The organism is Bradyrhizobium sp. CCBAU 45389, from assembly GCF_028128625.1.
GTDB classification, from domain to species: domain Bacteria; phylum Pseudomonadota; class Alphaproteobacteria; order Rhizobiales; family Xanthobacteraceae; genus Bradyrhizobium; species Bradyrhizobium liaoningense_B.
The window spans coordinates 617,163-643,001 of the sequence record NZ_LBIY01000097.1 but is presented as its reverse complement, the minus strand read 5'-3'; the positions used below and the strand labels follow the sequence as shown (position 1 = coordinate 643,001).

Annotated in this window: 18 protein-coding genes and 1 pseudogene; 12 read left to right on the top strand and 7 right to left on the bottom strand. The window is 62.5% G+C overall.

What is annotated here, in order from left to right:
- Nucleotides 1-167 precede the first annotated feature (167 nt).
- A complete protein-coding gene (locus XH79_RS36065; RefSeq protein ID WP_212335843.1) occupies nucleotides 168-407 on the bottom strand; it encodes a hypothetical protein in 240 nt (79 codons plus the stop codon).
- A gap of 228 nt (nucleotides 408-635) precedes the next feature.
- Between XH79_RS36065 and topA the strand changes: the two genes are divergently transcribed.
- The 4 genes from topA to XH79_RS36045 are packed head-to-tail and all read left to right on the top strand — an operon-like array spanning nucleotide 636 to nucleotide 6,966.
- Entirely contained in the window at nucleotides 636-3,383 is a 2,748-nt protein-coding gene (gene topA / locus XH79_RS36060; protein WP_271584748.1) for a type I DNA topoisomerase, read from the top strand.
- A 19-nt stretch (nucleotides 3,384-3,402) separates the two neighbouring features.
- Nucleotides 3,403-5,751, top strand: a complete 2,349-nt coding sequence (rnr, locus tag XH79_RS36055) for a ribonuclease R (RefSeq protein ID WP_271584747.1) — start codon at nucleotides 3,403-3,405, stop codon at nucleotides 5,749-5,751.
- On the top strand, nucleotides 5,745-6,185 hold the full coding sequence (locus XH79_RS36050; protein WP_271584746.1) for a DUF983 domain-containing protein: 441 nt from the start codon (nucleotides 5,745-5,747) through the stop codon (nucleotides 6,183-6,185). The genes rnr and XH79_RS36050 overlap by 7 nt, the downstream gene beginning before the upstream one ends.
- A 31-nt stretch (nucleotides 6,186-6,216) precedes the next feature.
- On the top strand, nucleotides 6,217-6,966 hold the full coding sequence (locus tag XH79_RS36045) for an NUDIX hydrolase (protein WP_271584745.1): 750 nt from the start codon (nucleotides 6,217-6,219) through the stop codon (nucleotides 6,964-6,966).
- A gap of 247 nt (nucleotides 6,967-7,213) precedes the next feature.
- Here XH79_RS36045 and XH79_RS36040 read toward each other — a convergent pair whose 3' ends face one another.
- A complete protein-coding gene (locus XH79_RS36040; RefSeq protein ID WP_271584744.1) occupies nucleotides 7,214-7,756 on the bottom strand; it encodes a hypothetical protein in 543 nt (180 codons plus the stop codon).
- Between the two features lie 67 nt (nucleotides 7,757-7,823).
- Between XH79_RS36040 and XH79_RS36035 the strand changes: the two are divergent.
- From XH79_RS36035 to rpmG, 4 genes and pseudogenes are all read left to right on the top strand, one after another.
- Nucleotides 7,824-7,931: pseudogene (locus XH79_RS36035) on the top strand (NUDIX hydrolase); the annotation flags it as partial.
- A gap of 16 nt (nucleotides 7,932-7,947) precedes the next feature.
- Nucleotides 7,948-9,285, top strand: a complete 1,338-nt coding sequence (locus XH79_RS36030) for an amidohydrolase (protein WP_212335837.1) — start codon at nucleotides 7,948-7,950, stop codon at nucleotides 9,283-9,285.
- A 128-nt stretch (nucleotides 9,286-9,413) separates the two neighbouring features.
- A complete protein-coding gene (locus XH79_RS36025) occupies nucleotides 9,414-10,739 on the top strand; it encodes an LLM class flavin-dependent oxidoreductase (protein ID WP_212335836.1) in 1,326 nt (441 codons plus the stop codon).
- Between the two features lie 207 nt (nucleotides 10,740-10,946).
- Nucleotides 10,947-11,114, top strand: a complete 168-nt coding sequence (gene rpmG / locus XH79_RS36020; protein WP_007603295.1) for a 50S ribosomal protein L33 — start codon at nucleotides 10,947-10,949, stop codon at nucleotides 11,112-11,114.
- Nucleotides 11,115-11,283: 169 nt separating this feature from the next.
- Here rpmG and XH79_RS36015 read toward each other — a convergent pair whose 3' ends face one another.
- A complete protein-coding gene (locus XH79_RS36015; RefSeq protein WP_271584743.1) occupies nucleotides 11,284-15,615 on the bottom strand; it encodes a LuxR C-terminal-related transcriptional regulator in 4,332 nt (1,443 codons plus the stop codon).
- 165 nt (nucleotides 15,616-15,780) lie between these two features.
- Between XH79_RS36015 and XH79_RS36010 the strand changes: the two genes are divergently transcribed.
- A complete protein-coding gene (locus XH79_RS36010; protein WP_212335834.1) occupies nucleotides 15,781-16,110 on the top strand; it encodes a nuclear transport factor 2 family protein in 330 nt (109 codons plus the stop codon).
- 124 nt (nucleotides 16,111-16,234) lie between these two features.
- On the opposite strand, the gene XH79_RS36005 is transcribed toward XH79_RS36010, so the two are convergent.
- The gene (locus XH79_RS36005; protein WP_271584764.1) at nucleotides 16,235-16,870 is read right to left on the bottom strand and encodes a helix-turn-helix domain-containing protein; all 636 of its coding nucleotides are present in this window, start codon (nucleotides 16,868-16,870) and stop codon (nucleotides 16,235-16,237) included.
- Between the two features lie 1,557 nt (nucleotides 16,871-18,427).
- Here XH79_RS36005 and XH79_RS36000 point away from each other — a divergent pair.
- Together XH79_RS36000 and XH79_RS35995 are read left to right on the top strand one after the other, a co-directional pair.
- Nucleotides 18,428-18,613, top strand: coding sequence for a hypothetical protein (locus XH79_RS36000; RefSeq protein WP_212335831.1), 186 nt, complete (start codon nucleotides 18,428-18,430; stop codon nucleotides 18,611-18,613).
- A 920-nt stretch (nucleotides 18,614-19,533) separates the two neighbouring features.
- The gene (locus XH79_RS35995; RefSeq protein WP_212335830.1) at nucleotides 19,534-20,388 is read left to right on the top strand and encodes an arylamine N-acetyltransferase family protein; all 855 of its coding nucleotides are present in this window, start codon (nucleotides 19,534-19,536) and stop codon (nucleotides 20,386-20,388) included.
- Between the two features lie 152 nt (nucleotides 20,389-20,540).
- On the opposite strand, the gene XH79_RS35990 is transcribed toward XH79_RS35995, so the two are convergent.
- Together XH79_RS35990 and XH79_RS35985 are read right to left on the bottom strand one after the other, a co-directional pair.
- Nucleotides 20,541-22,235: a winged helix-turn-helix domain-containing tetratricopeptide repeat protein gene (locus tag XH79_RS35990; protein WP_212335829.1), complete on the bottom strand. Its 1,695-nt coding sequence runs from the start codon at nucleotides 22,233-22,235 to the stop codon at nucleotides 20,541-20,543.
- A 604-nt stretch (nucleotides 22,236-22,839) separates the two neighbouring features.
- On the bottom strand, nucleotides 22,840-23,505 hold the full coding sequence (locus XH79_RS35985; protein WP_271584742.1) for a pyridoxamine 5'-phosphate oxidase family protein: 666 nt from the start codon (nucleotides 23,503-23,505) through the stop codon (nucleotides 22,840-22,842).
- Nucleotides 23,506-24,034: 529 nt separating this feature from the next.
- Between XH79_RS35985 and XH79_RS35980 the strand changes: the two genes are divergently transcribed.
- Complete coding sequence (locus XH79_RS35980; protein WP_212335827.1) at nucleotides 24,035-24,334, top strand: hypothetical protein; 300 nt, start codon at nucleotides 24,035-24,037, stop codon at nucleotides 24,332-24,334.
- Nucleotides 24,335-24,520: 186 nt separating this feature from the next.
- Here the strand turns inward: XH79_RS35980 and XH79_RS35975 are convergent, their stop codons facing one another.
- Complete coding sequence (locus tag XH79_RS35975; RefSeq protein ID WP_212335826.1) at nucleotides 24,521-25,759, bottom strand: MFS transporter; 1,239 nt, start codon at nucleotides 25,757-25,759, stop codon at nucleotides 24,521-24,523.
- Nucleotides 25,760-25,839 lie beyond the last annotated feature (80 nt).

Here is a 25,839-nt window from a genome sequence, read left to right as displayed (position 1 = left end):
GCCGCTTCTTCAGCGGCCCTCGAAGGGCGACGGCCCGGCTGCATCGGCGGGGCCGCTCATCCTTCGAGGCGCGGCTTGCGATGCGTTCGCATCCCAAGCCTCGCACCTCCAGCGACGAGCGCTATGCGCTCGCGCAGGGATGACGGGGCTGACATAAGACCGCGCCGCTACGACAGCTTGCGCCTCGTCCGCAGCCGCAAATGCTCGTCGGCCTCCAGCTGCGTCATGCCCAGGAGATAATGCAGCACGTCCAGCTTGTGGCGCTCGGCGAGCTTGCGCAAGGCAGCCACCTGCTCGGCGATGAAGGCCACCGCCTCATCCGCCCCGCCTTCCCCCGGTTCCTCGTTGCGCGAGCCCCCCGGCGCGCCCGATACCGCGCGCGCCCGCTTCTTTCCCGGCCTTGTCACCCGTCCCCACCCCGAATCCATGCCCCACAGAGACACTACGCCGATAGGGATCGCAACTCCAAGGTGGTACTTTGCAACTTTCTCGATATGAAACTTTTCCCATTTGGAGCGCTTTCAACACCCCTCGATTTGACAGGGGCCGCCTCACCACCCATGTTCGGGTCGAAACGGCCGACCCGAGTCCTTTCGTTTTCGGCCCGAGATTTTCCCGTAAGCCACTGGAACTAAATGAATATCGTCATTGTGGAGTCGCCGGCGAAAGCCAAGACGATCAACAAATATCTGGGCTCGTCCTACGAGGTTCTGGCCTCGTTCGGCCATGTCCGCGATCTCCCGGCGAAGAACGGTTCCGTCGATCCCGACGCCAATTTCAAGATGATCTGGGAGGTCGACCCCAAGGCGGCCGGCCGGCTCAATGATATTGCGAGGTCGCTGAAGGGCGCCGACCGCCTGATTCTGGCGACCGACCCTGATCGCGAGGGCGAGGCCATCTCCTGGCACGTGCTGGAGGTGCTGAAGGAGAAGCGCGCGCTGAAAGATCAGAAGATCGAGCGCGTGGTGTTCAACGCCATCACCAAGCAGGCCGTCTCGGAGGCGATGAAGCATCCGCGCGAGATCGACGGCGCGCTGGTCGACGCCTATATGGCGCGCCGCGCGCTGGACTATCTGGTCGGCTTCACCCTCTCCCCCGTGCTGTGGCGCAAGTTGCCGGGCGCCCGCTCGGCCGGCCGCGTCCAGTCGGTGGCGCTGCGCCTCGTCTGCGACCGCGAGCTCGAGATCGAGAAGTTCGTAGCCCGCGAATATTGGTCGCTGATCGCGACCCTGCTCACCCCGCGCGGCGATGCCTTCGAGGCCCGCCTGGTCGGCGCCGACGGCAAGAAGATCCAGCGCCTCGACATCGGCACCGGCGCGGAAGCCGAAGACTTCAAGAAGGCGCTGGAAGCGGCCGCCTACGCCGTCACGGCGGTCGACGCCAAGCCGGCCCGCCGCAATCCGCAGGCGCCCTTCACCACCTCGACGCTGCAGCAGGAGGCCAGCCGCAAATACGGCTTTGCGCCCGCGCACACCATGCGCATCGCCCAGCGCCTCTATGAAGGCATCGACATCGGCGGCGAGACCACCGGACTCATTACTTATATGCGTACCGACGGCGTGCAGATCGCCCCCGAGGCGATCACCCAGGCGCGCAAGGTGATCGGCGAGGATTACGGCAACGCCTATGTGCCGGACGCGCCGCGCCAGTACCAGGCCAAGGCCAAGAACGCCCAGGAAGCGCACGAAGCGATCCGCCCGACCGACCTCTCCCGCCGCCCCGACAGCATGAGCCGCAAGCTCGATGCCGATCAGGCGAGGCTCTATGAGCTGATCTGGAAGCGCACCATCGCCAGCCAGATGGAATCGGCCGAGCTCGAGCGCACCACCGTCGACATCACCGCGAAGGCCGGCGGCCGGACGCTGGAGCTGCGCGCCACCGGCCAGGTCGTCAAGTTCGACGGCTTCCTCGCCCTTTACCAGGAAGGCCGCGACGACGAGGAGGACGAAGACTCCCGCCGCCTGCCCGCGATGAGCCCGAACGACGCGCTGAAGCGGCAGTCGCTCGCCGTCACCCAGCATTTCACCGAGCCGCCGCCGCGCTTCTCCGAAGCATCCCTCGTCAAGCGCATGGAGGAGCTCGGCATCGGCCGTCCCTCGACCTATGCCTCGATCCTCCAGGTGCTGAAGGACCGCGGCTACGTCAAGCTTGAGAAGAAGCGCCTGCATGGCGAGGACAAGGGCCGCGTCGTGATCGCGTTCCTGGAGAGCTTCTTCAGTCGCTACGTCGAATACGATTTCACCGCCGCGCTGGAGGAGCAGCTCGACCGCATCTCCAACAACGAGATCTCTTGGCAGCAGGTCCTCAAGGACTTCTGGCGCGACTTCATCGGCGCCGTCGACGACATCAAGGATCTGCGCGTCGCACAGGTGCTCGACGTTCTCGACGAGATGCTGGGGCCGCACATCTACCCCGCCCGCGCCGATGGCGGCGACGTCAGGCAGTGCCCGAACTGCGGCACCGGACGGCTGAATCTGAAGGCCGGCAAGTTCGGCGCCTTCGTCGGCTGCTCGAACTATCCGGAATGCCGCTACACCCGTCAGCTCGCCGCCGATGGCGAGGCGACCGCCGACCGTTCGCTCGGCCAGGACCCTGACACGGGTCGCGATGTCTGGGTCAAGGCCGGCCGGTTCGGCCCCTACATCCAGCTCGGCGAGCAGAAGGACTATGAGGAAGGCGAGAAGCCGAAGCGCGCAGGCATTCCCAAGGGCACCTCGCCCGCCGATGTCGATCTCGAGCTTGCGCTGAAGCTGCTGTCGCTGCCGCGCGAGATCGGCAAGCATCCGGAAACCGGTCAGCCGATCACGGCGGGCCTCGGCCGCTTCGGGCCGTTCGTGAAGCACGAGAAGACCTATGCGAGCTTAGAGGCCGGCGACGAGGTCTTCGACATCGGCCTCAACCGCGCCGTGACGCTGATCGCGGAGAAGGTCGCCAAGGGCCCGAGCCGCCGCTTCGGCGCCGATCCCGGCAAGGCCATTGGCGATCATCCGACGCTCGGCACCGTCACCGTGAAGAGCGGCCGCTATGGCGCCTATGTCACTGCAGGCGGCGTCAACGCGACGATCCCCGCCGAGTTCGAGAAGGACGCCATCACGCTGCCGCAGGCGATCGCGCTGATCGACGAGCGCGCGGCCAAGGGCGGCGGCAAGACCAAGGCGAAGAAGGCGGCGAAGCCTGCCAAGGCCAAGAAGGCTGCAGAGAAGGCCGACGGCGAGGATGCCGCGCCGAAAACCAAAAAGCCGGCCGCGAAGAAAGCGGCGGCCAAATCCAAATCCGAATCGACCAGCAAGGCGCGCGCCGCCGTGTCGTCGACCGCAAAGACGTCGCCGACCAAGGCAGCCGCCACCAAGGCTCCGGCCAAGAAGAGTGCCGGCAAGACTTAGATCAAGAATTAGAGGTTAAGTGAAACCAAAGAAAGACCGTGGCTTTCCCGACAGGCAAGCCATCGTCGCCTTCATCAAGGCAAATCCAGGAAAGGTCGAAACCCGCGAAATTGCGCGCGAGTTCGGCCTGAAGAACGCCGATCGCGCCGAGCTCAGGCGCATGCTGCGCGAGCTCGCCGACGACGGGACCATCAAGAAGAAGCGTCACAAGGTCTCCGAACCGGACACGCTGCCGCCGACGCTGGTCGCCGACATCACCGGCCGTGACCGCGACGGCGAATTGATCGCCACTCCCACCGAATGGGACGAGGTCGAGAGCGGCGAGCCGCCAAAGATCCTCATCGAGATGCCGCGCCGGCCCAAGCCCGGCACCGCCGCCGGCGTTCGCGACCGCGTGCTGCTACGCGTCGAGCGCTCCGAGGAGACCGAAGGACCGGCCTATCGCGGCCGCATCATCAAGGTCTTCGACAAGACCAAGACCCGCATCCTAGGCGTGTTCCGCAGCCTTCCCGAAGGCGGTGGACGGCTCGTCCCCGTGGACAAGAAGTCCGCCGATCGCGAGTTGAACATCGCCCCAGCCGATACGCACGGCGCGCAGGACGGCGACCTCGTCAGCGTCGATATCGTCCGCACGCGCAGCTTTGGGCTCGCTTCGGGACGGGTCAAGGAGAAGCTCGGCTCGGTCAAGTCGGAGAAGGCGATCAGCCTGATCGCGATCTACGCCCACGACATTCCGCTGCAATTCTCCTCCGCCGCCGAGCGCGAGGCAGAGGCCGCCGAGCCCGCGAACCTTAGGGGACGCGAGGATTGGCGCGACGTCCCGCTCGTCACCATCGATCCGCCCGACGCCAAGGATCACGACGACGCGGTGCACGCGCAAGCCGACGATGATCCCAACAACAGAGGCGGCTTCATCGTCAACGTCGCCATCGCCGATGTCAGCTTCTACGTCCGCCCGGGCACTGCGCTCGACCGCGACGCGCTCGACCGCGGCAATTCGGTCTACTTCCCCGACCGCGTCGTGCCGATGCTGCCGGAGCGCATCTCCAACAATCTCTGCTCGCTGGTGCCGGGCGAGCCGCGCGGCGCGCTCGCGGTGCGCATGGTGCTCGGCCCCGACGGCCGCAAGCGCTCGCACAGTTTTCATCGCATCCTGATGCGCTCGGCCGCAAAGCTCAGCTACGCGCAGGCGCAGGCCGCGATCGACGGACGCCCGGATGACACCACCGGCCCCCTGCTCGATCCGATCCTCAAACCGCTCAATGCCGCCTACGCCTGCGCCAAGCGCGCGCGCGACGAGCGCGATCCGCTCAATCTCGATCTGCCCGAGCGCAAGATCCTGCTCAAGAGCGACGGAACGGTCGACCACGTCGTCGTCCCCGAGCGTCTCGATGCGCACAAGCTGATCGAGGAGTTCATGATCCTCGCCAACGTCGCGGCGGCCGAGATGCTGGAGAAGAAGTCGCTGCCGCTGATCTACCGCGTCCATGACGAGCCGACGCTGGAGAAGGTCCACGCGCTCGCGGAATTCCTGGAGACGCTGGACGTCCCCTTCGCCAAATCGGGCGCGCTGCGCCCGACGACGTTCAACCGCGTGCTGGCCCAGCTCGAAGGCCATGACTACTATCCGCTGGTCAGCGAAGTGGTGCTGCGCGCCCAGGCGCAGGCGGAATATTCCTCGGAGAATTACGGCCATTTCGGCCTGAACCTGCGCCGCTACGCGCATTTCACCTCGCCGATCCGCCGCTATGCCGACCTCGTCGTGCACCGCGCGCTGGTCCGTGCGCTCGGTCTTGGCGAAGGCGCCCTGCCCGACAGCGAAACGCCGGAATCGCTCGGCGAAGTCGCCGCGCATATTTCCCTGACCGAACGGCGCGCGATGAAGGCGGAGCGCGAGACCGTCGACCGCCTGATCGCCCATCATCTCGCCGACCGCATCGGCGCGAGCTTCCAGGGCCGCGTCTCCGGCGTCACCCGCGCCGGGCTGTTCGTCAAGCTGAGCGAGACCGGCGCCGACGGGTTGATCCCGATCCGATCCCTCGGCACGGAATATTTCAACTATGACGAGAGCCGTCACGCCCTCGTCGGCACGCGCAGCGGCACCATGTACCAGCTCGGCGACGTCGTCGACGTCCGCCTGATCGAAGCCGCGCCCATCGCGGGCGCACTGCGCTTCGAGCTGCTGTCCGCGGAGCGCGAGAGCGGCCCACGCGAGCGCAGGCCGCTCCGCGCGCAGCGCAAATCGTCCAAGGCCCATCCCGGGCGCAGTCCAGAGAGAAAACGCAAGCCGGAGAAGCAAAAGTCCGGCAAGGGAAAGAAGGGCAAGAACAAGGGAAAAGCCAAGGGCAAGAAGGGCAAGGCGTGGTGACGATGAGCACGGCCCCGAAGATCTGGACGCGCGAGACCGGCCTCGTCGAGAAGCGCGACGTCTGGACAGCGATGAAGCGCGGCTTTCGCAGCCGCTGCCCGCGCTGCGGCGAGGGTAAGCTGTTCCGCGCCTTCCTGAAAACCGCCGACAATTGCTCGGTCTGCAGCCTCGATTTCACGCCGCACCGCGCCGACGATCTGCCGGCCTATCTCGTCATCGTCATCGTGGGCCACATCGTGGTGCCCGCGATCCTCTGGATCGAGACCAATTACACCACGCCGGTCTGGATCAGCTTCGCGGCCTATCTGCCCTTCACGTTCTTCGCCTCGCTCGGCCTGCTGCAGCCGGTGAAAGGCGCCGTGGTCGGATTGCAATGGGCTCTGCGCATGCACGGCTTTGACGAGAACCCTCCGGATGGTATTCCGCCGGTCTAAGCAATAAGCAAAAAACGGTTTGGGTGAGGACATGACGGATATTTCGCAGGCAGAAGAGAAGGCCAAGATCCACGAGGGCAAGGAAGCCGACCATCATCCTTACTTTCGCCCGAAGGATGCGGCGACGCTGATCCTGGTCGATCGCAGCGGCGCCGTTCCAAAGGTTCTGGTCGGCAAGCGCCACGACAAGGTGGTGTTCATGCCCGGAAAGTTCGTCTTCCCCGGCGGCCGCGTCGACAAGGACGACTACCGCGTGCCGTGTGCCGCGCCCATCACCACGGAGCTCGAAGCCAATCTCGCCAAGGGCAGCCCGAAGACCCCGGCCTCGCGCGCAAAATCGCTGGCGATCGCCGCGATCCGCGAGGCCTGCGAGGAGACCGGCCTTTGCCTCGGCCGCAAGGTCGAAGGCAAGGCCAGGCTCGAAGGTCCGTGGAAGCCGTTCGCCGATGCAGGCCTGCTGCCCGATCCCTCCAGCCTGTTCCTGATCGCACGCGCAATCACCCCGCCCGGCCGCGTCAAGCGGTTCGACACCCGCTTCTTCACCGCGGATGCCTCCGCGATCACCCACCGTGTCGAGGGCGTGATCCATGCCGATGCCGAGCTGGTCGAACTGGTCTGGGTCGAGCTCGGCTCGAAGCCGCTCGCCGATCTGCATCCGATGACGCGTAACGTGCTCAACGAACTCGACACCCGCCTTGCCACCGGCCCGCTGCGCCACGATGCGCCGGTGCCGTTCTTCCATTTCTACGGCGGCAAGATGCAGAAGGATATTTTGGGCTGATCCCTTTTTCGTTCAGCGCACCGTCTTCTTCACGCACACCGGCTCACTATTGGGGATACTCGTGCAATCCCAATCCGGGCCGAAACCTGTTGCCTGATGAACGGACGGAAACCGAGCAAGGACAAAAGCACAAACGCAAATGATGACGAGAACGACCAAGATGCCCAACGCATCAGCGCGCGTCAAATTCAGATAAGGCCATCTCATCGCATAATCCCTCGGGCGCACGCCTGACGACGGCGTCCCTCTAGTCCGCATCCGGCTCGGTGCCGACATAATCGCGCACGGGAAGTTTCAGTGCCTGCCCGAGCTCGCTTGCGAACCCGTCCGCCTCCTCACGCTTGGTAAAGCTCATCAGCGTGATCGGCTCGGTGCCCTTGCTGCCGCAGAGATTGACGTCATAGGCCGTCAACTCCGGATCATAGTCTTCCGTGATGCTGATGAAGTGGTAGTCGGCGAAATTGCGGTGCTTGCGAAAATTCAGCGGGCCGAACTGCCTGGTGATGACGATCTGGCGCAGCGCCTCGTTGAGCACGACGAACGTGCGGAAGGTCAGCAGGATCAGGCCGGGAATGCCGACCAGCAGCCCGAGCCCGGTAAACACCAGCACCGGCACGAGGTCGTCGGCGAGCCGGCCGAAGCCGGAAAAGTCCTGGCGCAGCCCGAGCGCGACGTTCCACAGGAGATAACCGCTCGCCGCCAGCAGCGGCAGCGACAATAGCCGGCCGACCCAGGGCATGGGCCGGTCAATGCGGACCATGCCGCCATCCACTGTCATTGCGCCGGCCATGTCGGGTCTCCTTGCGAGGTCTTGGCTTGGTCGGGGCGAAGGGCGGATTGGTTCGAAGAGACGTCTCCGACGCCTTGCGACCGGCCTCCTGCGTCACGACGCGCCGGTGCCGTTCTTCCATTTCCATGGCGGCAAGATACGACGAGATGTGCTAGGTCAAGGAAAGGGCTCTTGAACGACTGGAGGATTGGATGACGCGGTTCGTTAGGCCTCTGCTCGCTTCCGTGGCGTTGTTCAGCCTGCTCTCGCCACCTGCCCATGCGGAGCTCGACGTCGCCAGATTGAAGCAAACGATCGAGACCTCCTTCGAGAGCGAATATCCGAAGCTCGACGCGCTCTACAAGGACATCCACGCCCATCCCGAGCTTGCCTACCAGGAAGTGAAGACCGCGGCGAAACTCGCCGCCGAGATGCGTGCGATCGGTTTTGAGGTCACCGAGCACGTCGGCAAGACCGGCCTTGTTGCCATCTTTGGGAACGGCGACGGTCCCACCATCATGGTTCGCACCGAGCTCGATGCGCTGCCGATGGAGGAGAAGACCGGCCTGCCCTATGCCAGCCGCGACAAACAGATCTGGCAGGGCCGCGAGACATTTGTCGCCCATAGCTGCGGCCATGACATCCACATGGCGAGCTGGGTCGGCACGGCGAAGACCCTGGTCGGCCTAAAGGACCAGTGGCACGGTACGTTGATGTTCATCGCGCAGCCCGCCGAGGAAGAGGTCACGGGCGCCAAGGCGATGATCGACGATGGCCTGTTCACCCGCTTTCCGAAACCCGATGCGGGTTTTGCCCTGCACGACGGCAGTGGAGCCTACGGCTTCGTGACCTATAGGGTCGGGGTCGGATCGTCGAATGTCGACGGTCTCTTCATCAAATTCCTTGGCCGCGGCGGCCATGGCGCAATACCGCAGGCGACCATCGATCCCGTGATGATGGCATCCCGCTTCGTCGTCGACGTGCAGAGCGTGATCAGCCGCGAGAAGGACCCGACCGAATTCGGCCTCGTCACCATCGGCGCGATCCACGCCGGCACCGCCGGCAACATCATTCCCGACGAGGCCAGGGTGATCGGCACCATCCGCAGCTTCAAGCCGCAGGTGCGCGCCAGGATGCTGGCTGGGATCGAGCGGACGGCGAAGGCGGTGGCGGCGATGGCGGATGCACCGGCGCCCGAAATCCATCTCGACGAGGGAACCAAGGCGGTGGTGAACGATGCGGCCGTCGTCGGCCAGGCCGAGCGGGTGCTGAAAGTGGCCTTCGGCGACAAGTTCAACCTCAGCCCGGCCAACACGACCAGCGAGGACTATTCGGAATATGTCAACGCCGGCGTGCCCTCGATGTTCTTCAACATCGGCGTCTATGAGCCCGAGCGCGTCGCCGCCGCGCGTAACGGCAGCGGCCCGCCGCTTCCCGGCAACCACTCGCCGCAATTCGCCCCGGTGCCGAAACCGACCATCCAGACCGGCGTCACCGCGATGACGCTCGCCGTGCTGAGCGCCTTCGATCAAAGGGCGCGGGGGCAGTAGTCCCCTTCGACGCGAACGTGCTGAGAGTTGATCGAAAAACAAAAAAATCTTCTCGACCATCCCAATGGCAGAGTTCCTCCGCGTTCCTATGTCTTTGCGAACGTCACCCAGAACGGACTTAGGACGCGATGGCACAACGGCAACTCAAGCTTGGCGCGTTCATGCGCCCGATCAGCATCCACACCGGCGCCTGGCGCTATCCCGGGGCTTGGCCCGACGCCAATTTCAACTTCGGTCACATCAAGACGCTGATCCAAAAGCTCGAGGCCGGCAAGTTCGACGCCTTCTTCATGGCCGATCACCTCGCCGTGCTGAACATGCCGATCAACGCGCTCAAGCGCAGCCACACCGTGACCTCGTTCGAGCCGTTCACGCTGCTGTCGGCGCTCTCGGCCGTCACCGAGCGGATCGGCCTGATCGCGACCGGCTCGACCACCTTCGACGAGCCCTACCACGTCGCACGCCGCTTTGCCTCGCTCGACCATCTCAGCGGCGGGCGTGCGGGGTGGAATATCGTCACCACCTCGAACCCGGACGCGGCGCTGAATTTCGGCCTCGACGACCACATGGAGCATGCCGAGCGCTACAAGCGCGCCCGCGAGTTCTACGACGTCGTCACCGGCCTGTGGGATTCCTTCGCCGACGATGCGTTCGTGCGCGACGTCGAGAGCGGCCTGTTCTTCGATCCCGCGAAGATGCACACGCTCGACCACAACGGCAAATATCTGAAGGTGCGCGGGCCGCTCAACATCGCCCGCCCCGTGCAGGGCTGGCCGCTGATCGTGCAGGCTGGCGCCTCCGAAGACGGCAGGCAGCTCGCCGCCGAGACCGCCGAAGCGGTGTTCACCGGCGGCGGCAGCCTCGCCGACGGGCAGAAGCTCTATGCCGACATCAAGGGCCGCATGGAGAAGGTCGGCCGCGATCCTGAACATCTCAAGATCCTGCCCGGCGCCTTCGTCGTGGTCGGCGACAGCGTCGATGAGGCCAAGGAGAAGCGCGCGCTGCTCGACAGCCGCGTGCATTACGACAGCGCCATCGCCTCGCTCTCGGTCATCCTCGGCACCGACGCCTCCGGATTCGATCCCGATGGTCCCCTCCCCGAGATCCCCGAGACCAACGCCAGCAAGAGCGGCCGCCAGCGCATGGTCGACCTCGCCGCCCGCGAAAAGCTCACCGTGCGCCAGCTCGCCCAACGCGTCGGCGGCTATGGCGGTCTCGCCTTCGTCGGCACCGCCAAAACCATCGCCGACCAGATGGAGGAATGGCTGGTCGGGCGCGGGTCGGACGGATTCAACATCATGTTCCCGTTCCTGCCCGCCGGCCTCGACGACTTCGTCGACAAGGTCGTCCCGGAGCTGCAGAAGCGCGGGATTTTCCGCAAAGAGTATGAAGGGGCCACTTTGAGGGAGAATCTGGGCCTGCCGCGGCCGAAAAACCGATTCTTCGAGGCCTAATCGGGCCGATTTGAGTGGTTTTCCGGGCTAGATCCCCTGCCGGGGCTCTAGGTTGTTGTTTTTGGCGCGTTTTCTTGACGCGAACCGGTACCCACTTCGCTGGAAAACGCTTCGAAACCTTGACATCAGGCGGTTTCTGGCTAGGTTGCCGGCCAACGCGGGCCGTTTGGCCGGCTCCAGATTCCCCAATTTTCTGAGGTTCAGAACATGGCCAAAGCGGTCACCATCAAGGTCAAGCTCGTGTCCTCGGCCGACACCGGCTTCTACTACGTCGCCAAGAAGAATTCGCGCACCATGACCGACAAGCTGGTCAAGAAGAAGTACGACCCGGTCGCGCGCAAGCACGTCGAATTCCGCGAAGCCAAGATCAAGTAAGATCGCGGGACACTTACGGACTTTTGACGGGGCCTCACGGCCCCGTTTTTATTTTGGCCGCTCTCCACCGCAGCACGAGCACCTCACGGGGGTAACGGCGAGACCCAGCGCTGCGTCCTGGCCACGAGAGCCGAGTTGCCCCTGCCGCCGTCAATGACGATGCGACACTTCAAATCAGCAAGTCATGAGCCGCATGTCCATGCGAACCGCTATTGCCGTGGTTGGCCGCGTGGTCGTCCGGCACACTAGCAGCTATTTGGACGATGATCTCGAGGGCCTTTTGCTGACCGGGCGGTAGGTGCGCATCGAGCAGATTGTCGAGCACTTGAGGCACAACGACCGCGACGGGAGTGGAAGGAGTTGCCGCGCTATCGAAGCGGAACACCAGATCTTGATCCGCGCTGCCGGTCTCGGGCACGGCCTGAGCAGGCTGTGCGGCTTCTGATGCGATCGGAGCTAACTGCGCCACCTGCTGCGCGTTTCCGTGTCCAGCGCTATCGCCGTTTGCGACGCTCGGTTCGGCAGTCTCGGCTGTATCAGGTGCGTTCGCAGAGGTTGACAGTGAATCGTGCCCCGAATTGCCATGTTCCACGACGGTCGCGTCTGCTGTCTTCTTGTCATTGCCGACGCCGTTGCCCGGTGTGGAGTCAGCTTCAGTCGATTCCGTGGCTGCCGCCTTTGCAGGCCCTGGCTCCGCAGCGTGCTCCGAGTTACCGCGGCCCGCGCTATCGCCGCTTGCGACGCTTGGTTCGATAGCCTCGGCTGTATCAGGCGCGTTTGCAGAGGTTGAGGGTGAATCGTGCCCCGAATTGCCGTGTTCCACGACCGCCGATTCGGCCGTCTGCTCTGCCGCCGACGCGCCCGCACCGTCCGCGGCCAGAGCATGATGCTCGGCGCCATTGCCGACGCCGTTACTCGGGGTGGAGTCAGCTTCGGCCAATTCCGTGGCTGCTGCCTTTGCGGGCCCTGGATCCGGAGCGTGCTCCGAGTTACCGCGGTCCGCGCTGTCGGCCGTTGCGACGCTCAGTACGACGGTCTCGGCTGCATCCGGTGCGTTTGAAGAGGTTGGCTGTGAATCGTGCCCGGAGTTGCCGTGGTCCACGTCGGCCGCCTCGGCCGTCTTCTTGTCATTGCCGACACCGTTGCCCGGCTTGGGGTCAGATTCAGTCGACTCCGCGGCTTCCTTCTTTGCAGGCCCAGGTTCCGAAACGTGATCCGAGTTACCGCGGCTTGCGCTGTCGACCGCTGCGATGTCCGGATCGACGACGTCGGCTGCTTTCGGCCCGTTTGCAGAGGTAGGCTGTGAAGCGTGCCCCGAATTGCCGTGCTCCTCGTCGGCTGCCTCGGCCGTCTCCTTGTCATTGCCGACGCCGTTGCCCGGCTTGGAGTCAGCTTCAGTGGTCTCCGTGGCATCCGCCTTGGCAGAGTTCGAGTGCTCGGAGTTGCCGTGGTCGTCGTCGGCCGCCTCGGCCGTCTTCTTGTCATTGCCGACGCCGTTGCCCGGCTTGGAGTCAGCTTCAGTCGTTTCCGTGGCAGCCGCCTGTGCAGGGTTTGAGTGCCCGGAGTTGCCGTGCTCCTCGTCAGCCGTCTCGGCCGTCTTCTTGTCGTTGCCGACGCCGTTGCCCGGTTTGGAGTCAGCTTCAGTCGACTCCGTGTCGGCCGCCTTGGCAGAGTTCGAGTGTTCGGAGTTGCCGTGGACCTCGTCTGCCGTCTCGGCCACCTTCTTGTCGTTGCCGACGCCGTTGCCCGGTTTGGAGTCAGCTTCAGTCGACTCCGTGTCGGCCGCCTTGGCAGAGTTCGAGTGCTCGGATTTGCCGTGGACCTCGTCGGTCGTCTCGGCCGTCTTCTTGTCATTGCCGACGCCGTTGCCCGGTTTGGAGTCAGCTTCAGTCGACTCCGTGTCGGCCGCCTTGGCAGAGTTCGAGTGCTCGGATTTGCCGTGGACCTCGTCGGCCGTCTCGGCCGTCTTCTTGTCGTTGCCGACACCGTTGCCCGGCTTGGAGTCAGTCGTCTCCGTGGTAGCCGCCTTCGCAGAGTTTGAGTGCGCCGAGTTGCCGTGGCCCTCGTCGGCCGTCTCGGCCGTCTTCTTGTCGTTGCCGACACCGTTGCCCGGCTTGGAGTCAGTCGTCTCCGTGGCAGCCGCCTTCGCAGAGTTTGAGTGCGCAGAGTTGCCGTGGTCCTCGTCGGTCGCCTCCGCCGCCTTTTCAGACCCTTGCTCCGAAGCGTGCTCAGAGTTACCGCGGCCCGTGCTGTCGGCCGTTACGACGCTCGGTTGGACGATCTCGTTCAGCCCGGTCGACGAAACGCCGGTGCCCGCATTGATCGGCTCACTCTTCAATGTGAGACTTTCAGCTGCCGTCACCGTCACACTGTGAACAAGCCCGGTTGATGACGCGTGAGCCGTCACGACAGACGTGCCATCGCTCCCGTCCGTTGCTTCCGTCGAATCGTTGGTGAAGGTTTTGAACTTCGACGCACCCAGGCCGGCCCGCGTCTGCCCGAACTGGAACCTCGAGCCGTCGTCGGCCAGAATGCGCCAAATTCCAGCCGTCTCGACCGTGCCCTCGCCCGCCCCGCTAATGGCATGGACATTGTCGGCACTCAGCACAGTCTCATCAATTGCGTCCGCCGCTGTCAGCGCTGCCTCGAGCTGCTCCAGGGTGATCGAGACAACCGCGCCTTCCGGTTGGCCGACGAGATCCAACTCCGCAACGGATACAATCCCCTGCAGATGGATTTCCACCAGGCCGCGATCGCCGATATCGAGGCTACGATCGGTCGGATTGACATAGACGATCGTTTCATTGCTTGCGGCGTTGTAGATCCAGGCAAGGGTATGTGGCGGGATGGACTTGCTTGCCTCAGTCATATGCAGCCAGGCAAGCGCTCCGAAAGCCGCAAGATTGATCCTGCTCGACCCGGATCCGAAATCAAAGGCAGCGTCGGAAGAGGTCGAATGGGAATCGATCGGGGAACGAGAAGCAACGTTTTCAACGTTGCCGCCCATTTGCTGATCGCGGCCATCTCCGCCAAGACCGGCATCCTGACCAAGATTCAACAAGCCAAGCAGTTCTTGGAGGGTGGCACCCGCGGCATCCCCCGCAGCGCCATGACTGATCTGGCCCCCACCGCCTTCTCCAGCGACGCTTTCGTTCCCAGTGCTCACAAACGCGGAAGGCGGGTGAGACTCGTGCGAAGCCAAAGCCGAGACTGAGTTGTCGACATGATGAGCGCCGGCATCGGTGGTCGTGGCCAGTTTTGTGGTCGCACTCTCTCCGGTGAAGGTCACGAAGCCGTCGAGCGACGCTTTGGCCGGGTCATGCGTCTGTGCGGCGGCGAGATGGGGGTCGTGCAGTGCGTAGATCAACGCACCGGCGAGAGAGGCGAAGGTGCCATACCCTCCCTGAAGCGACATCGGATTGGACGCAAGCCGCGGGACGAGATGGTCCGGGGCCGGGTCACCTGCAATCTGTGTGTCGTTCGTTCCTCGCGGCAAAAGCGCAGGAGGATTGGGCGTGCTCGACCCGACAGGACCGTGGTCTTTCCACAGTTTGGAGCTCACGGACTGCTCGGCCCCGCGCAGCGCTTCCATTGCCGCCGCCGGGTTCGTGACCTCGCCCACCTTGGCAAGAAAGTCTCTCTGCGTGACCGGGGACGTCTCGACGGATTCCCAGGCGATGCGGTGCCGGAGGATGGCCTTCTTCCAGGGCTCATATTCGGCGTGCTCGCCCGCATGGCGGATGCCGTCGTCATCCGGAAGCACGTCGTTCGCTTCCGACGCCTTGAGTTCGTCCGCAATGGCGATCACCAGAAGGGCCAGCGAGAGCGCGCCGAAACCAGAGGCACGTTGCAACAATGCGATGGTCGCGAGCACCGTTCTGTTGGTGATCTCGAGCTTCTGGAAAATATTGTACAGGTGGACTTTGACTGTCCCGTGGGACAGGTCGAGCTGGCGCGCAATCTCCTTGTTCGACATTCCCTCCGACACCAGTCGAACAATCTGACGTTCCCGGTGCGTCAGCAGCTCCAGCATCTTTTCGATTTTGCCGCCGTCAAATTCCTTGCCGGTTGGCGAGAGATCGGACTGCTCCAGCGACACGCCGCTCTTCGTCATCAGCCGCAGTGATCGCAGCATCGTGGCGGGAGAGGCATACTTCGAAATTGCACTGCAGGCGCCGACGGCAATGGCCGCGGCCAGATCCTCGTCGGTGTCGTACTCGGTAAAGAACACCAGGCGCGTGGAAAGCTTCTCGGCTTTCGCGATCGCGAGGATCTTGGAGATCGTCAGATCCGGCAGGGTGTCGGCAACCAGCGCGACGTCGGGTGTCAATTTCCTGATGGCTTCGAGGCAGCTTGTCGCGTCGTTGGACGATGCGACGATGTCGAAGTCCTGCTGTGCCGCGAATACCGACTTCAGTCCCTGCAGAACGATCGGCTGTCGATCTGCGATCACAAGCCGGATGCGCTGAAATATCCCGTGCTTCGCAATGACGTCCAACATGAAATATGCCTCGCCCCGGTTCTATGTCCTTCGGCATATGGCCGGGGCCGGGTACGGGGTATTAAAATACAATTAATCGTTTCGAGAAAGAGGCTTAGCGGGGTTAACCCGATCTAAAATTGCGAGTTTTGACGGTATGGTTATGACGGTATTCAGGTGAGAATTATGTCCTTTGACCCGATGGGCGTTGCGGTTGACTGGCTCGATGCCTACCGCGCTGGCGATATCGAAGCGATCTTGGATATGTATGCCGACGATGCCGTGGTTCACTGCGGCTGCGGCTGCGTCAAAACCATCACCGGCCGCGAGGCACTTCGTGCCTATTGGGTCGATCGCCTCCGGGAATATCCGGCAGGCACGTTGGACGATCTCAACCCCTGGCACGACGGGACCATTCTCTCGTACGTCACGAGTGCCGGCGTCATGAGCGCGCTTTTTGCGTTTGACGCCGCCGGGAGGATCAAGGAGCTGGACTGCAGTCCTCCCCATCACTAGAGACCCGCGGCGTCATCCGGGCCCCTATGGGTCACTGGCGGTCATTCAGGCTAATGCAATGCGACATCGTCGGCCGCTCGAGCGCCGGCGTCAGGGAAGCTTGCCAGGCTGGAGGATGCGACCGTCAGGCGTCGATCTTCGCGAGAGCGTCACGGTCGACCAGTTCAAGCCGCCGCTGAGTATTTCCGTCAAAGCGCAGAAGTCCTTCGTCTCGCAGGATCGAAAGAGCCCGGGAGACGGTTTCCAGGGTCAGTCCGAGATAATCGGCGATATCGCGGCGACTCATCGGCAAGATCATCACGTCCGGGTGGTGCAGCCGTTCATCCATCTCGAGAAGGAATGCCGTCACACGCTCGAGCGATGTCTTTCGGCCGAGGAGAAGCATATGGCTCTCGGCGTGCGCAAGATTTTGGGTGACGAATTTGATGAGGTCCTTGGTACCTGCGCTTCCATTTCGCACGGCCTCCAGAATGCTGCTGCGCCGCATGAGGTGGGCATGGGTTTCGACGATCGCTTCAGCCGTGAAACGGTGAATTGCCTCATTTTCGAATCCGAACATGTCGCCGGCCAGGTGGAACGCGTTGATCTGGCGGCGACCATCCGGGAGAAGCTTGTAGGTGCGCACCGCACCCGAGACGATCTGGTAGACGTACTCGGGCTCTTCGCCCTCGCCAAAAATCTCGAGGCCCCTGCGATACCTGAATTCGCTGTAGAACATCCCCTCACCGGCCAGAGCGGCAAGATGCCCGTCAATTGACATGCGGGGGGCGGTATTGATCCTCACCAGCATCATTCGTCCTCCCTGAGGGCTGAACCCATGCTAGGCCGATGCAAGCAGCCGGGATTGATCCGGCTCAAGCTCGGGAAAATCCGGCAATCACCCTACCGCGTTTCCAGGACCCCTGTAAGGCGAACAAAAGGAAGCCGCCAGCCCTTGGGGAAGCCGACGGCTTTGGGTGGGTCGCGTAGTGGGGCTACGCAACGCCGTTTTAGGTTCAGCGGAAAAGCGCCCTATTGATCGAGATCAAACCAGCATCAGGGCGCGGCAGAAGTAGCTGCGATGGCGGGATCAGCACAAACGCCCCTGCGCGATGTCGCCGGCAAGGCCGACCGCCTCGTTAAGCACCTCGTCACAGAGGCGCTGCGTGGCACTCGTGGCACCTCTGGATGGGACCAGAAATCAGGACTTGTCGTGCGCGTACTTCTCCAACAGCAGCCGATTGTATTCATTCCTCACGGCTTTGCGCGAAACATGCCCTTTTCGGTCTTTGGCAATCTTCAGAAGATCAGGATCAGTCGGTGCCCGCGACTTCCGCCCCAACCGCGCAAGGAGTCGGGTCGTAGGCGCCGACGTCCTTCTAAACAGCCGGTCAAACCATCCCATTGTGTCCTCCCGGACAGACTGCGGTTACGACAATATCACCGTGGATTTAAGGGTCAAACGGACATTGCGGCGGCATCTTTTCGCAAAGCTCGCCGCCGCATCGTCGCAGCGGATGCAGGCCGTGAGCGGCGCAGTTCGGGCGACCATCAAGACCAGGTAGCGCGGTGTCCGCTATAAGCTCCCAAGCAGACGAAGCGACCATCCGCCCTCGCCCCAGGCCGTCCGCAACGCCGGCGCCGGCGGCTGCGACGGCCGGATCAGCGCACCTCGACGAGATTGTACCAGGAGACAATTGCTAGCCGCACGGACATCGACCTTACTGGCATTGCGCGGACGGTTTCGCGCCCCGCGCCTCGATGACGGTCCCGGCCCCAGTCTCAGCCCCCAAGTCCGGGGCCGTCGTTTTGGATACTGGAATTGGTGAAGTGGATTGAAGGTGGATTGATAATCGCGTGCTCAGCTCTCTGCTCGCCATCTTTGAGTGCAGGCGCGCTGCACTGGCCTGCCCGCACTGCACACGCGAGGCCTCTCGCGAGAACGCCAGGCGTGGACGATCTCTAGGATGCTCTCATCTGACGTGTGAGCAGTGCGGAAGGAGCACTGACATCGCAGGATGGCGGCTGCAGGGACTGTCCGGGCGAGGCGCGGGACCGCTCATCCCGTGAATATCCTACAGGCTGAGGACCAGCAGAGATAAGAGAACCGTAGAAAATAGGCCGAGCCCTACGATGCTGGCCTTGAAGACGAAGTCCACCATCACGCCCCTCATGCCCAGGCTGATCTGGCAATTCCAGACGTTGGGACGGTACTAAATTATGGTTCCGGTGTAATGTGCAGTTTGTGCCAGTACGCATTGAGTGGCGATCGGTCGCGGGCTGCCAATGAGGCGGCTACCAAGACACATCGCTTTCTGGAGACCCGCTGGAGGCCAGCATGCCTGACGATGCCACTGATGCACTAGAGGCCGGTATTCGGTCCGCGTTTACGTCATATTCCAGAGACGACGATCCTGATTGGAGGAGCGCGTGCTGGATCAAGCCCGATGAATGCTCGCACTTGGTGAAGAATATCCTGAAAGAACTGACCGCAAGAGGTTTCGAGATCGTCAAGAAGGCGTGACGCGCCCTTTGAGGTGTCGCGACGTTGTCCTCTGCAGGTGGTCCAGGGCGCGAGGCGCTCGGCGGTCTCGGCAATCTCAGACGGCGCACTGATCCCGGGCTTTTGGAGCAAGGGTTGTTGCTTCTCGCGTAGGCTCAGAAGTCGTTCGCTCATGGACGGCGTGGATCAAGCGGACCGAGATTGCGTTCGCCTTCGGGTCGATCGCATCGGGCTTAGTCCTCCCGCAATGACTTCCGGTCAGCCTCGGTGGGCGGGCGCAGTTCGCCGTTGAACCATCCTCTCACGAGGGGTGATTTGAGCGGGTCAAACGCAGATTCGTTTGACGCGGAAACGCTCTCAGTCGTCTCGTGCGAAAGGCGCAATTCAATAGGGTTGGGCGTGCGCTCGTTCGGGCGCTGTTTCGATCGCTGCGACCATGTTCGGGTACGCATGGGGGTCGGCTCGTGCTGCTGTGAAATGCCCCTGCTCGCTCGCGGAAGATCGTCACCACTGGCGAAGTGAACCTAGTTTCAATCCGAATACGCCGCTCGCACCATTGTCCCAAAGGGAAGACGTGTCGCCCGAAAGATTGCGATAGATCAAGAACGGCATGCCGGTACCCAGCAAGCTCATCACCCCTGCAACAACAATGCAGAGTTCACATGAAATGGGTACGAATTTCTGCCATTGCAGCAGCCACAATCGCGTGCACGGCGCCTGTCTCGCCTCATTGGTCTGAGCAGGGCCTCTCGCTATCCGCGAGCGCAGAGGCGCGCGTCGGAAGGCGGCGGCATCCTAACCAGGTCTCTCGATGTCGATGATGGGCCAATGGCTGCCGTTCTCTCGAACTCCAATCGAGCCAAGCCGTCGAACGGATATTTCTGGGACGCCGGGCCGAAGAATGCCAATATGGGCGTACCAGACCCCCGGAAGTGCGTGCGATGTTCGACACTCAACTCGATCAGAAGGCCTGGCTTGCGCGCATCGGCTATAATGGGCCGCTCGCGCCAACGCTCGAGACTTTGAATCAGCTCATTCTCGCACACTCGCATTCAATTCCATACGAAACGCTCGATATCATGCTCGGGCGTCCGCCCAAGCTCGATGTGCCTACGCTCCAGCAGAAGATGATTGCCGGCGGACGAGGCGGATACTGCTTTGAACAGAACATGCTGTTCCGAGCCGGGCTTCGGTCGCTCGGCTACAGGATCACAAGCCTGCAAGGGCGTGTCGTGCGCGGGTTGGAGATCGACGCACCGCGCCCGGCCATCCACATGTTGCTGAAAGTGGACCTGCCGGAGGGCACCTATCTCGCAGATGTCGGGTTCGGCAACCTCGCGCCGACCTGCGCGCTGATGCTTGTGCCGCAGATCGAACAAGAGACACCCCACGAGGTCATGCGCTTCATCGATGTTGGCGGCGAGCTGACGCTCCAGGCGCGGCTCAAGCATGGCTGGCAGCACATTTACCGGGTCATTCCCTACCCTCGCTACGATGGCGAATACGAGATCACCAACTGGTACACGGCGACTTATCCGGACACGCCGTACCAAGGCAACATCATCGTGGCAAAGCCGGGACCGAACAGGAGCCGGATCACCATGTACAACGCGCGTGTCACCGTCCGGGACGCAGACGGGCACGCGGAGAAACGCCGGCTGATGACCGAGAGAGAGTTCAGGGACGTGCTGTGCGGCGAATTCGGACTGAACATGTCCGATCAGCAGATCGATCAGTGCATCGCCGTCATGAAGGCGAAAGGAACGGGAGACGCTCCCCACCCGTTCTTTGCTTAGGCTCTCTTCGAGTCGATTTCCGGAATGGATTACAAGCGGCTTGTCTCGACCAGGCAGCGCGGCATCCGCGGTCAGCCTCCAGGCTGACGAAGGCAGACCACACGCCCCGCCTACGGCGCACCTTGACCAGTGCTCTGCCAGGCGTCCGCCGTCTACCTGATGCCGGCAACAGCCAGTCCTTCAGCGAAACGATCGACGAAGCCTTGATCGTTGCAAAAGAACAGCTCCTGCCGCGCCGTGTCTATCCTGTAGTCCGGCTTGCGTTGCAGCAGCTCAGCGGTGGCCACGCGTGCCTGCGCCCTTTCATCCAGGCGGCCAAGGGACGCCGCCAGTGTCGCATAAGCGCGATACGTGGCGTTCGGTTGCCGCGTCGCCCTGCGCGCAAACTCCACCGCAATGTCGTATTCCTCGAGCGAGAAATGCGTCCAGGAACGAACGTGGTGAAAGCTCCAGAGATGGCTGTCGCGGGGACTGAGCATTGTCGCGCGATCAAGCAGCGCTTCGGCTTCGAGCTCCCGCCCGCACCACAGCAGATTGAACCCTTGTGCAAAATATCCCTGCGCGAAGCTTGGATTGAGCTCCAGCGACGTGTCGATGGCCGCCAGCGCCTCGTCGTTCTGACGCATCAGGCATAGCGCCCGTCCCAGGGCGCAATGACAAAAGCAATCGAGCTCATCGAGCGTCACCGCGAGACGCGACTGGCGCAACGCCGTTTCCAGTCGCGCGGGCCGAATCTTCGGATCATCATAGAGCGCGCGCTGGATGTTGACGTAGGCAAGCGCCCCATGTCCACGCGCAAAGCCGGGATCTGCCGCGATGGCACGCTGGAAATAGTCCTCAGCCTGGTCGAATCCCGGCGTGGTAAATCGCCAGAGATTCCATAGCCCGCGCTGGTAACAGTCCCACGCGTCGAGGCTTTCGGGCGCCTTTCGTGCGGCGAGCTGCTGCTCCACTTTCGACAATTCGGGTTCGATGGTGGCGGCGATCTGCTTGGCCATCTCTTCCTGGATATCGAAAATGTTCTCGAGTTGAAGCTCGTATTTGTCGGACCAAAGTTGCATCCCGTCCGCGGCCCGGGTCAGCTCCGCCGTAATCCTGATCACATCGCGGCTCTTGCGAACGCTGCCGGACATGACGTAACTCACGCCGAGCTGCGCACCGACGTCGCGCGCGTCAACGACCCGCCCCTGAAACCCGATCGTCGAGTGGCGCGAGATCACGGAAAGCCAGCGGTTGCGGGCGAGAAGCCGGATGATGTCTTCCGTCAATCCGTAGCTGAAATAATCGTTCTCCGGATCACTCGACATGTTCGTGAACGGCAGCACGGCGATGAACAAACGTGAATTTGCCTCGGCCTTGACCGCTTCCGAAACGACGTCGCCGAGATGAGACACGTCGGCAAAGAGCGATGCCTGCTTCGGAACGTCGATCGTTGCGCGGTGGTCCGGCGCAAGCCGGATTGCATCGGCGTCAGAGCCGCCGATCGCCTGGACCGGAGCCACGAACCGGAAGCCGCGCCGATGCAGCGTCCTGATGAAGAGCTGATCAGTTCCGTTGTCTCCAAGCACGCGCCGGGCGCCGTTGATGCGGCTGGAAAAAGCCGCCTCGGAGATGATGCGGCCGTTCCACACGATGTCGATGAGCTCGTCCTTGCTCACCACCCTCTCGTGGTTGCGCACCAGATGAACGATGAGATCGAAAACCTGAGGTTCAATATGGACAGGCGTCCCCTCACGTCGAAGCTCTTGCTGGCTTAGATCGACCTCGAAATCCGAAAAACGGTATTTAACTACCACTATCATTTCCTTGCCGAGGCTGGCCGCATATCGCCGCTGTCGTCGAAACAATCTCCAACTCAGGAAAAAACCAACGTGTCCTGAAGTACTCCGTCAAGCGTGAGGGATCGGTCGAGTTTAAAGACCGGTCAATCGTCGTTCAACCGGAGAAGATGCCACATGATCCGCGCATCTGATCGTTTGCACCGCTATCGTGCCGGATGGCTTGCCATCATGGCACATCGCGGCTCCTTGCAGGCGCTCGCATCCCTCCCGTGCGCGACGACGCCGACCCCGAGGAAGAAGGTTCTGCTGCTGGCGGCCCGTCTGAGGCGTTTGTTCAATGTGTGGGCCGCAGCGTCGCTCGCTCACCAGGCCGCTTCAGCTGCCGGGCAACCACGCAACCATCCGCCAGCGCGCGACAGGTCCTCCAACGCGGCGCGGGCGGCCCGCGATGCCTGAGCGAGCCGCTCGACGCTTCGTCTACGCCGTCCGCAACACCGGCGGCTACGGTCGCTGCGGGCGTCCGCTCTTCGCACCGAAGACGACCTTTATGCCCGGTCGTTCGATGTCAACGTTGGGCCATTCTCGGACTCATGCAGTGCAGCAAAATGCCTTTACTCGATCATCTCATCGGCGGTCGTGCCCAACGTTCTTGTATCGTCAGTCACGCGGCTTAAGTCTCGCGGCTCCCAACGTCACTGAGGTACTTTTCATACTCTGCTCGCGAGAGCAGATTGCCTTCTCGCTCGACGCGAGCGCGGTCCTTCGCGGGTAAAGAGGCCTGTATATCATCGACACGCTTCCAGGGGGCCAAAGGCGTTTCGCATGTCGAGCGAGGCACAAATTCTGACGGTTGTATCTTTTTGTATCGGTGTACATAGCGTGGGCAGTTACGAAAAATTTCAGTCACGCTCACCCGGACGACCAGTTGCGCCTCAGCGTACTCCGACAGCAGAGGATCGTTATCATCAATACTGGCGATGCCTTGCAGGCGCAGACGATGCGGCTTCTCAAAGTTGATAAAGAGCATGCCGACCTGCGGATTTCCAAGCAAATTACCTGTAGAATAGAACATGCCGTTACCATCGTAACAAGGAAAGACGACGGTCTTACTATTGATAACACGAACAAACCCGGGATCGCCGCCCTTATAGGACACGGTTGGTCGGCCCTGATGATCAATGGTAGACAGGAAGAACATGTCGCGGCTTTCAATGAACGCCTTATGCTCGGGCGAGACTTCGGTGAGCACCACGCGCGCTTCGACATTGTCGGCAAGCCGCCGTGTGTCGAAACGGTCCTGCAATGAACGGTGGACAGGTCCATACAATAGGCTCATCTGATGTCCTCGCTACTGAGCGATGCCCTCGGGCGAATGACTACAACTTACCACACCTTCGAACTAGGATTGCGCCCCACAGCAAAAACTGACCACGGATGTCAGGTGCGGGTCAAAGCGCCAGTTTAAGCTTAACCGACGACTTCCGGTTTGGCCCTAACTTCGGATTTTCCTTGCGCACCGCAAACGGGGCGCAATGGGTCAAAATGCGAAGAACTCGGCGTGAGCAAGTCTAGCTATGTCCTACTGAGCGGACAGCCGAATGGGACGGAATTCGATGTCATCGGCAAGTCCTCGCGTGATGTGAGCTGCTCTACACGCCCGAACAGCTCAGGTCTTGATATCGGCCCACCGGTTTTAGCCAGTAACGATGTGAGCCGAGATACGGCAGCGTTACTGTCTCTTGCGAACCCTGAACCAAAATTAATCGATGAAGACAAACCTTCATCGAGATTGCATTGGGGTTCGCTCCCAAAGGTCACTCGATACATGCCTCTTGGACATTTTACATCGCTAAGGAGGTAGTCCCATGCCGATCGTTCAATTCACTCGCTTCAAAACCGACAAGCCCGAGGAAATGACCAAGGTTGTCGGGCGGGCGAAGAAAATCTTCGAAAAACACGGCGCCGAATTTCTTCGGCTGTCCCGTTTCCACACTGGCCATTGGGCAGGAGAGTTGCTGGTTACGACGCGCTACACCAATTGGGAGGTCTACGGCAAAGTGCAGGAGGCCGTGGCAAAGGACCCGGAGTTCGCGCAGGTGATGGCTGACGGGTTGAAGATTGCCGAACTACAGGGCCGTAACATCGCTGTTAGCATCGATCTCTAGTCCGGGCGCCACCCGGCGGCAAACCACGTTAAGCGCGGAGGCCGCTGGACATATTGCCAGCGGCCCTTTTTCAATTTTGGGCGCCCTCGCCGACCAATGTCGGCTTCGGGTTACAAGCGGCCTATCACGATCGAACAGCGCGACGTCCGCTGTAACTCTCAAGGCTGACTAGCCAGCCCGCCCCTTCTACGCCGCCTTCAACACCGGTGCCGGCGGCTGCGACGGCCGGGTCAGCGCGAACGCCACCTGTACGATGCCGCCGGCAAGGCCAAGCGCGACGCCGATACGCCAGGCCATGGTGTAGGAGCCGAGCGCGTCGTAGAGCACCCCGCCTCCATAGGCGCCGAGGAAGCTGCCGATCTGGTGGCTCATGAAGGCGAGGCCCTGGATCATCGCCTGCCAGCGCAGGCCGAACATCTCGGCGACGGCGCCGGCGACCAGCGGGCCGACGCCCATCCAGAGGAAGCCCATGATCGCGCCGAACAGCAGCGTCGAGAACGGCGTTGCCGGGAGCATGAAGTACCAGGCGAGCGCCAGCGAGCGCAGGATGTAGATGCCGCCCAGGAGCGCGAGCTTGTTCCAGCGCTGGCCGGCCCAGCCGAAGAACAGCGAGCCGAGCACGTTGAAGCCGCCGATCATGCCGAGCGTCTGCGCGCTCAGCATCGGATCGAGGCCGCAGATCGCAAGGTAGGACGGCAGGTGCGTGGTCAGAAACACGAGCTGCATGCCGCAGACGAGATAGGCGCAGGTCATCACCACGAAGGAGGCGTTGCCGAACGCGGTTTTCGCCGCAGTCGCGGCCGAGGCGTCGCCGATGTCATCAGCGGCCGGCTTCGGCAGCGGGATCCTGTCGATGCGCCCGGCGTACCAGGCCGCGGGGATCATCAGCACCGACATGACGACGAAGCCGGCTAGCCCGATGCGCCAGCCGAAACCTTCGTTGAGCATCTGCCCGATCGGCGCCGACAAGAGCGCGCCGAGCGAGCCCGCGCCGGAGACGATGCCGAGCACGGTCGAGCGCACCGTTTCGGGCACCGCGCGCGCGGCCACCGACATCGCGATCGCGGCTGCGGTACAGGCGAGCGAGGTGCCGATCAGAATGCCGCCGCCGATCATGATGCTGACGAGCCCGTTCGCGGTCGCCATCAGCGCGAGCCCCGCAATGTACATCAGCGCGCCCACGATCATGATCGGGCGAAAGCCGTAGCGCACCGTGAGCGCGCCGGCGGGCGGCTGCAGGAAGCCCCAGGCGAGGTTCTGCACGGCCAGCGCCAGCGTGAAGTCCGAGATCGAAATGTGGATGTCATGCGTCAGCGGCTGCATGAAGATGCCGAGGCTCTGCCGCAGCCCCATGCTCAGCGTCAGCATGATCGAGGCGCCGATCAGGATCGGCAAGGTCGGACGCAGGACCTGCAACAGGGGCATTTTTCTTCTCCCTTTTGGGCGCGGCACGCGTGCCGTCGTCTGTTTTTGCCGATGATTTTGGTTACACAGACCTGTGTACT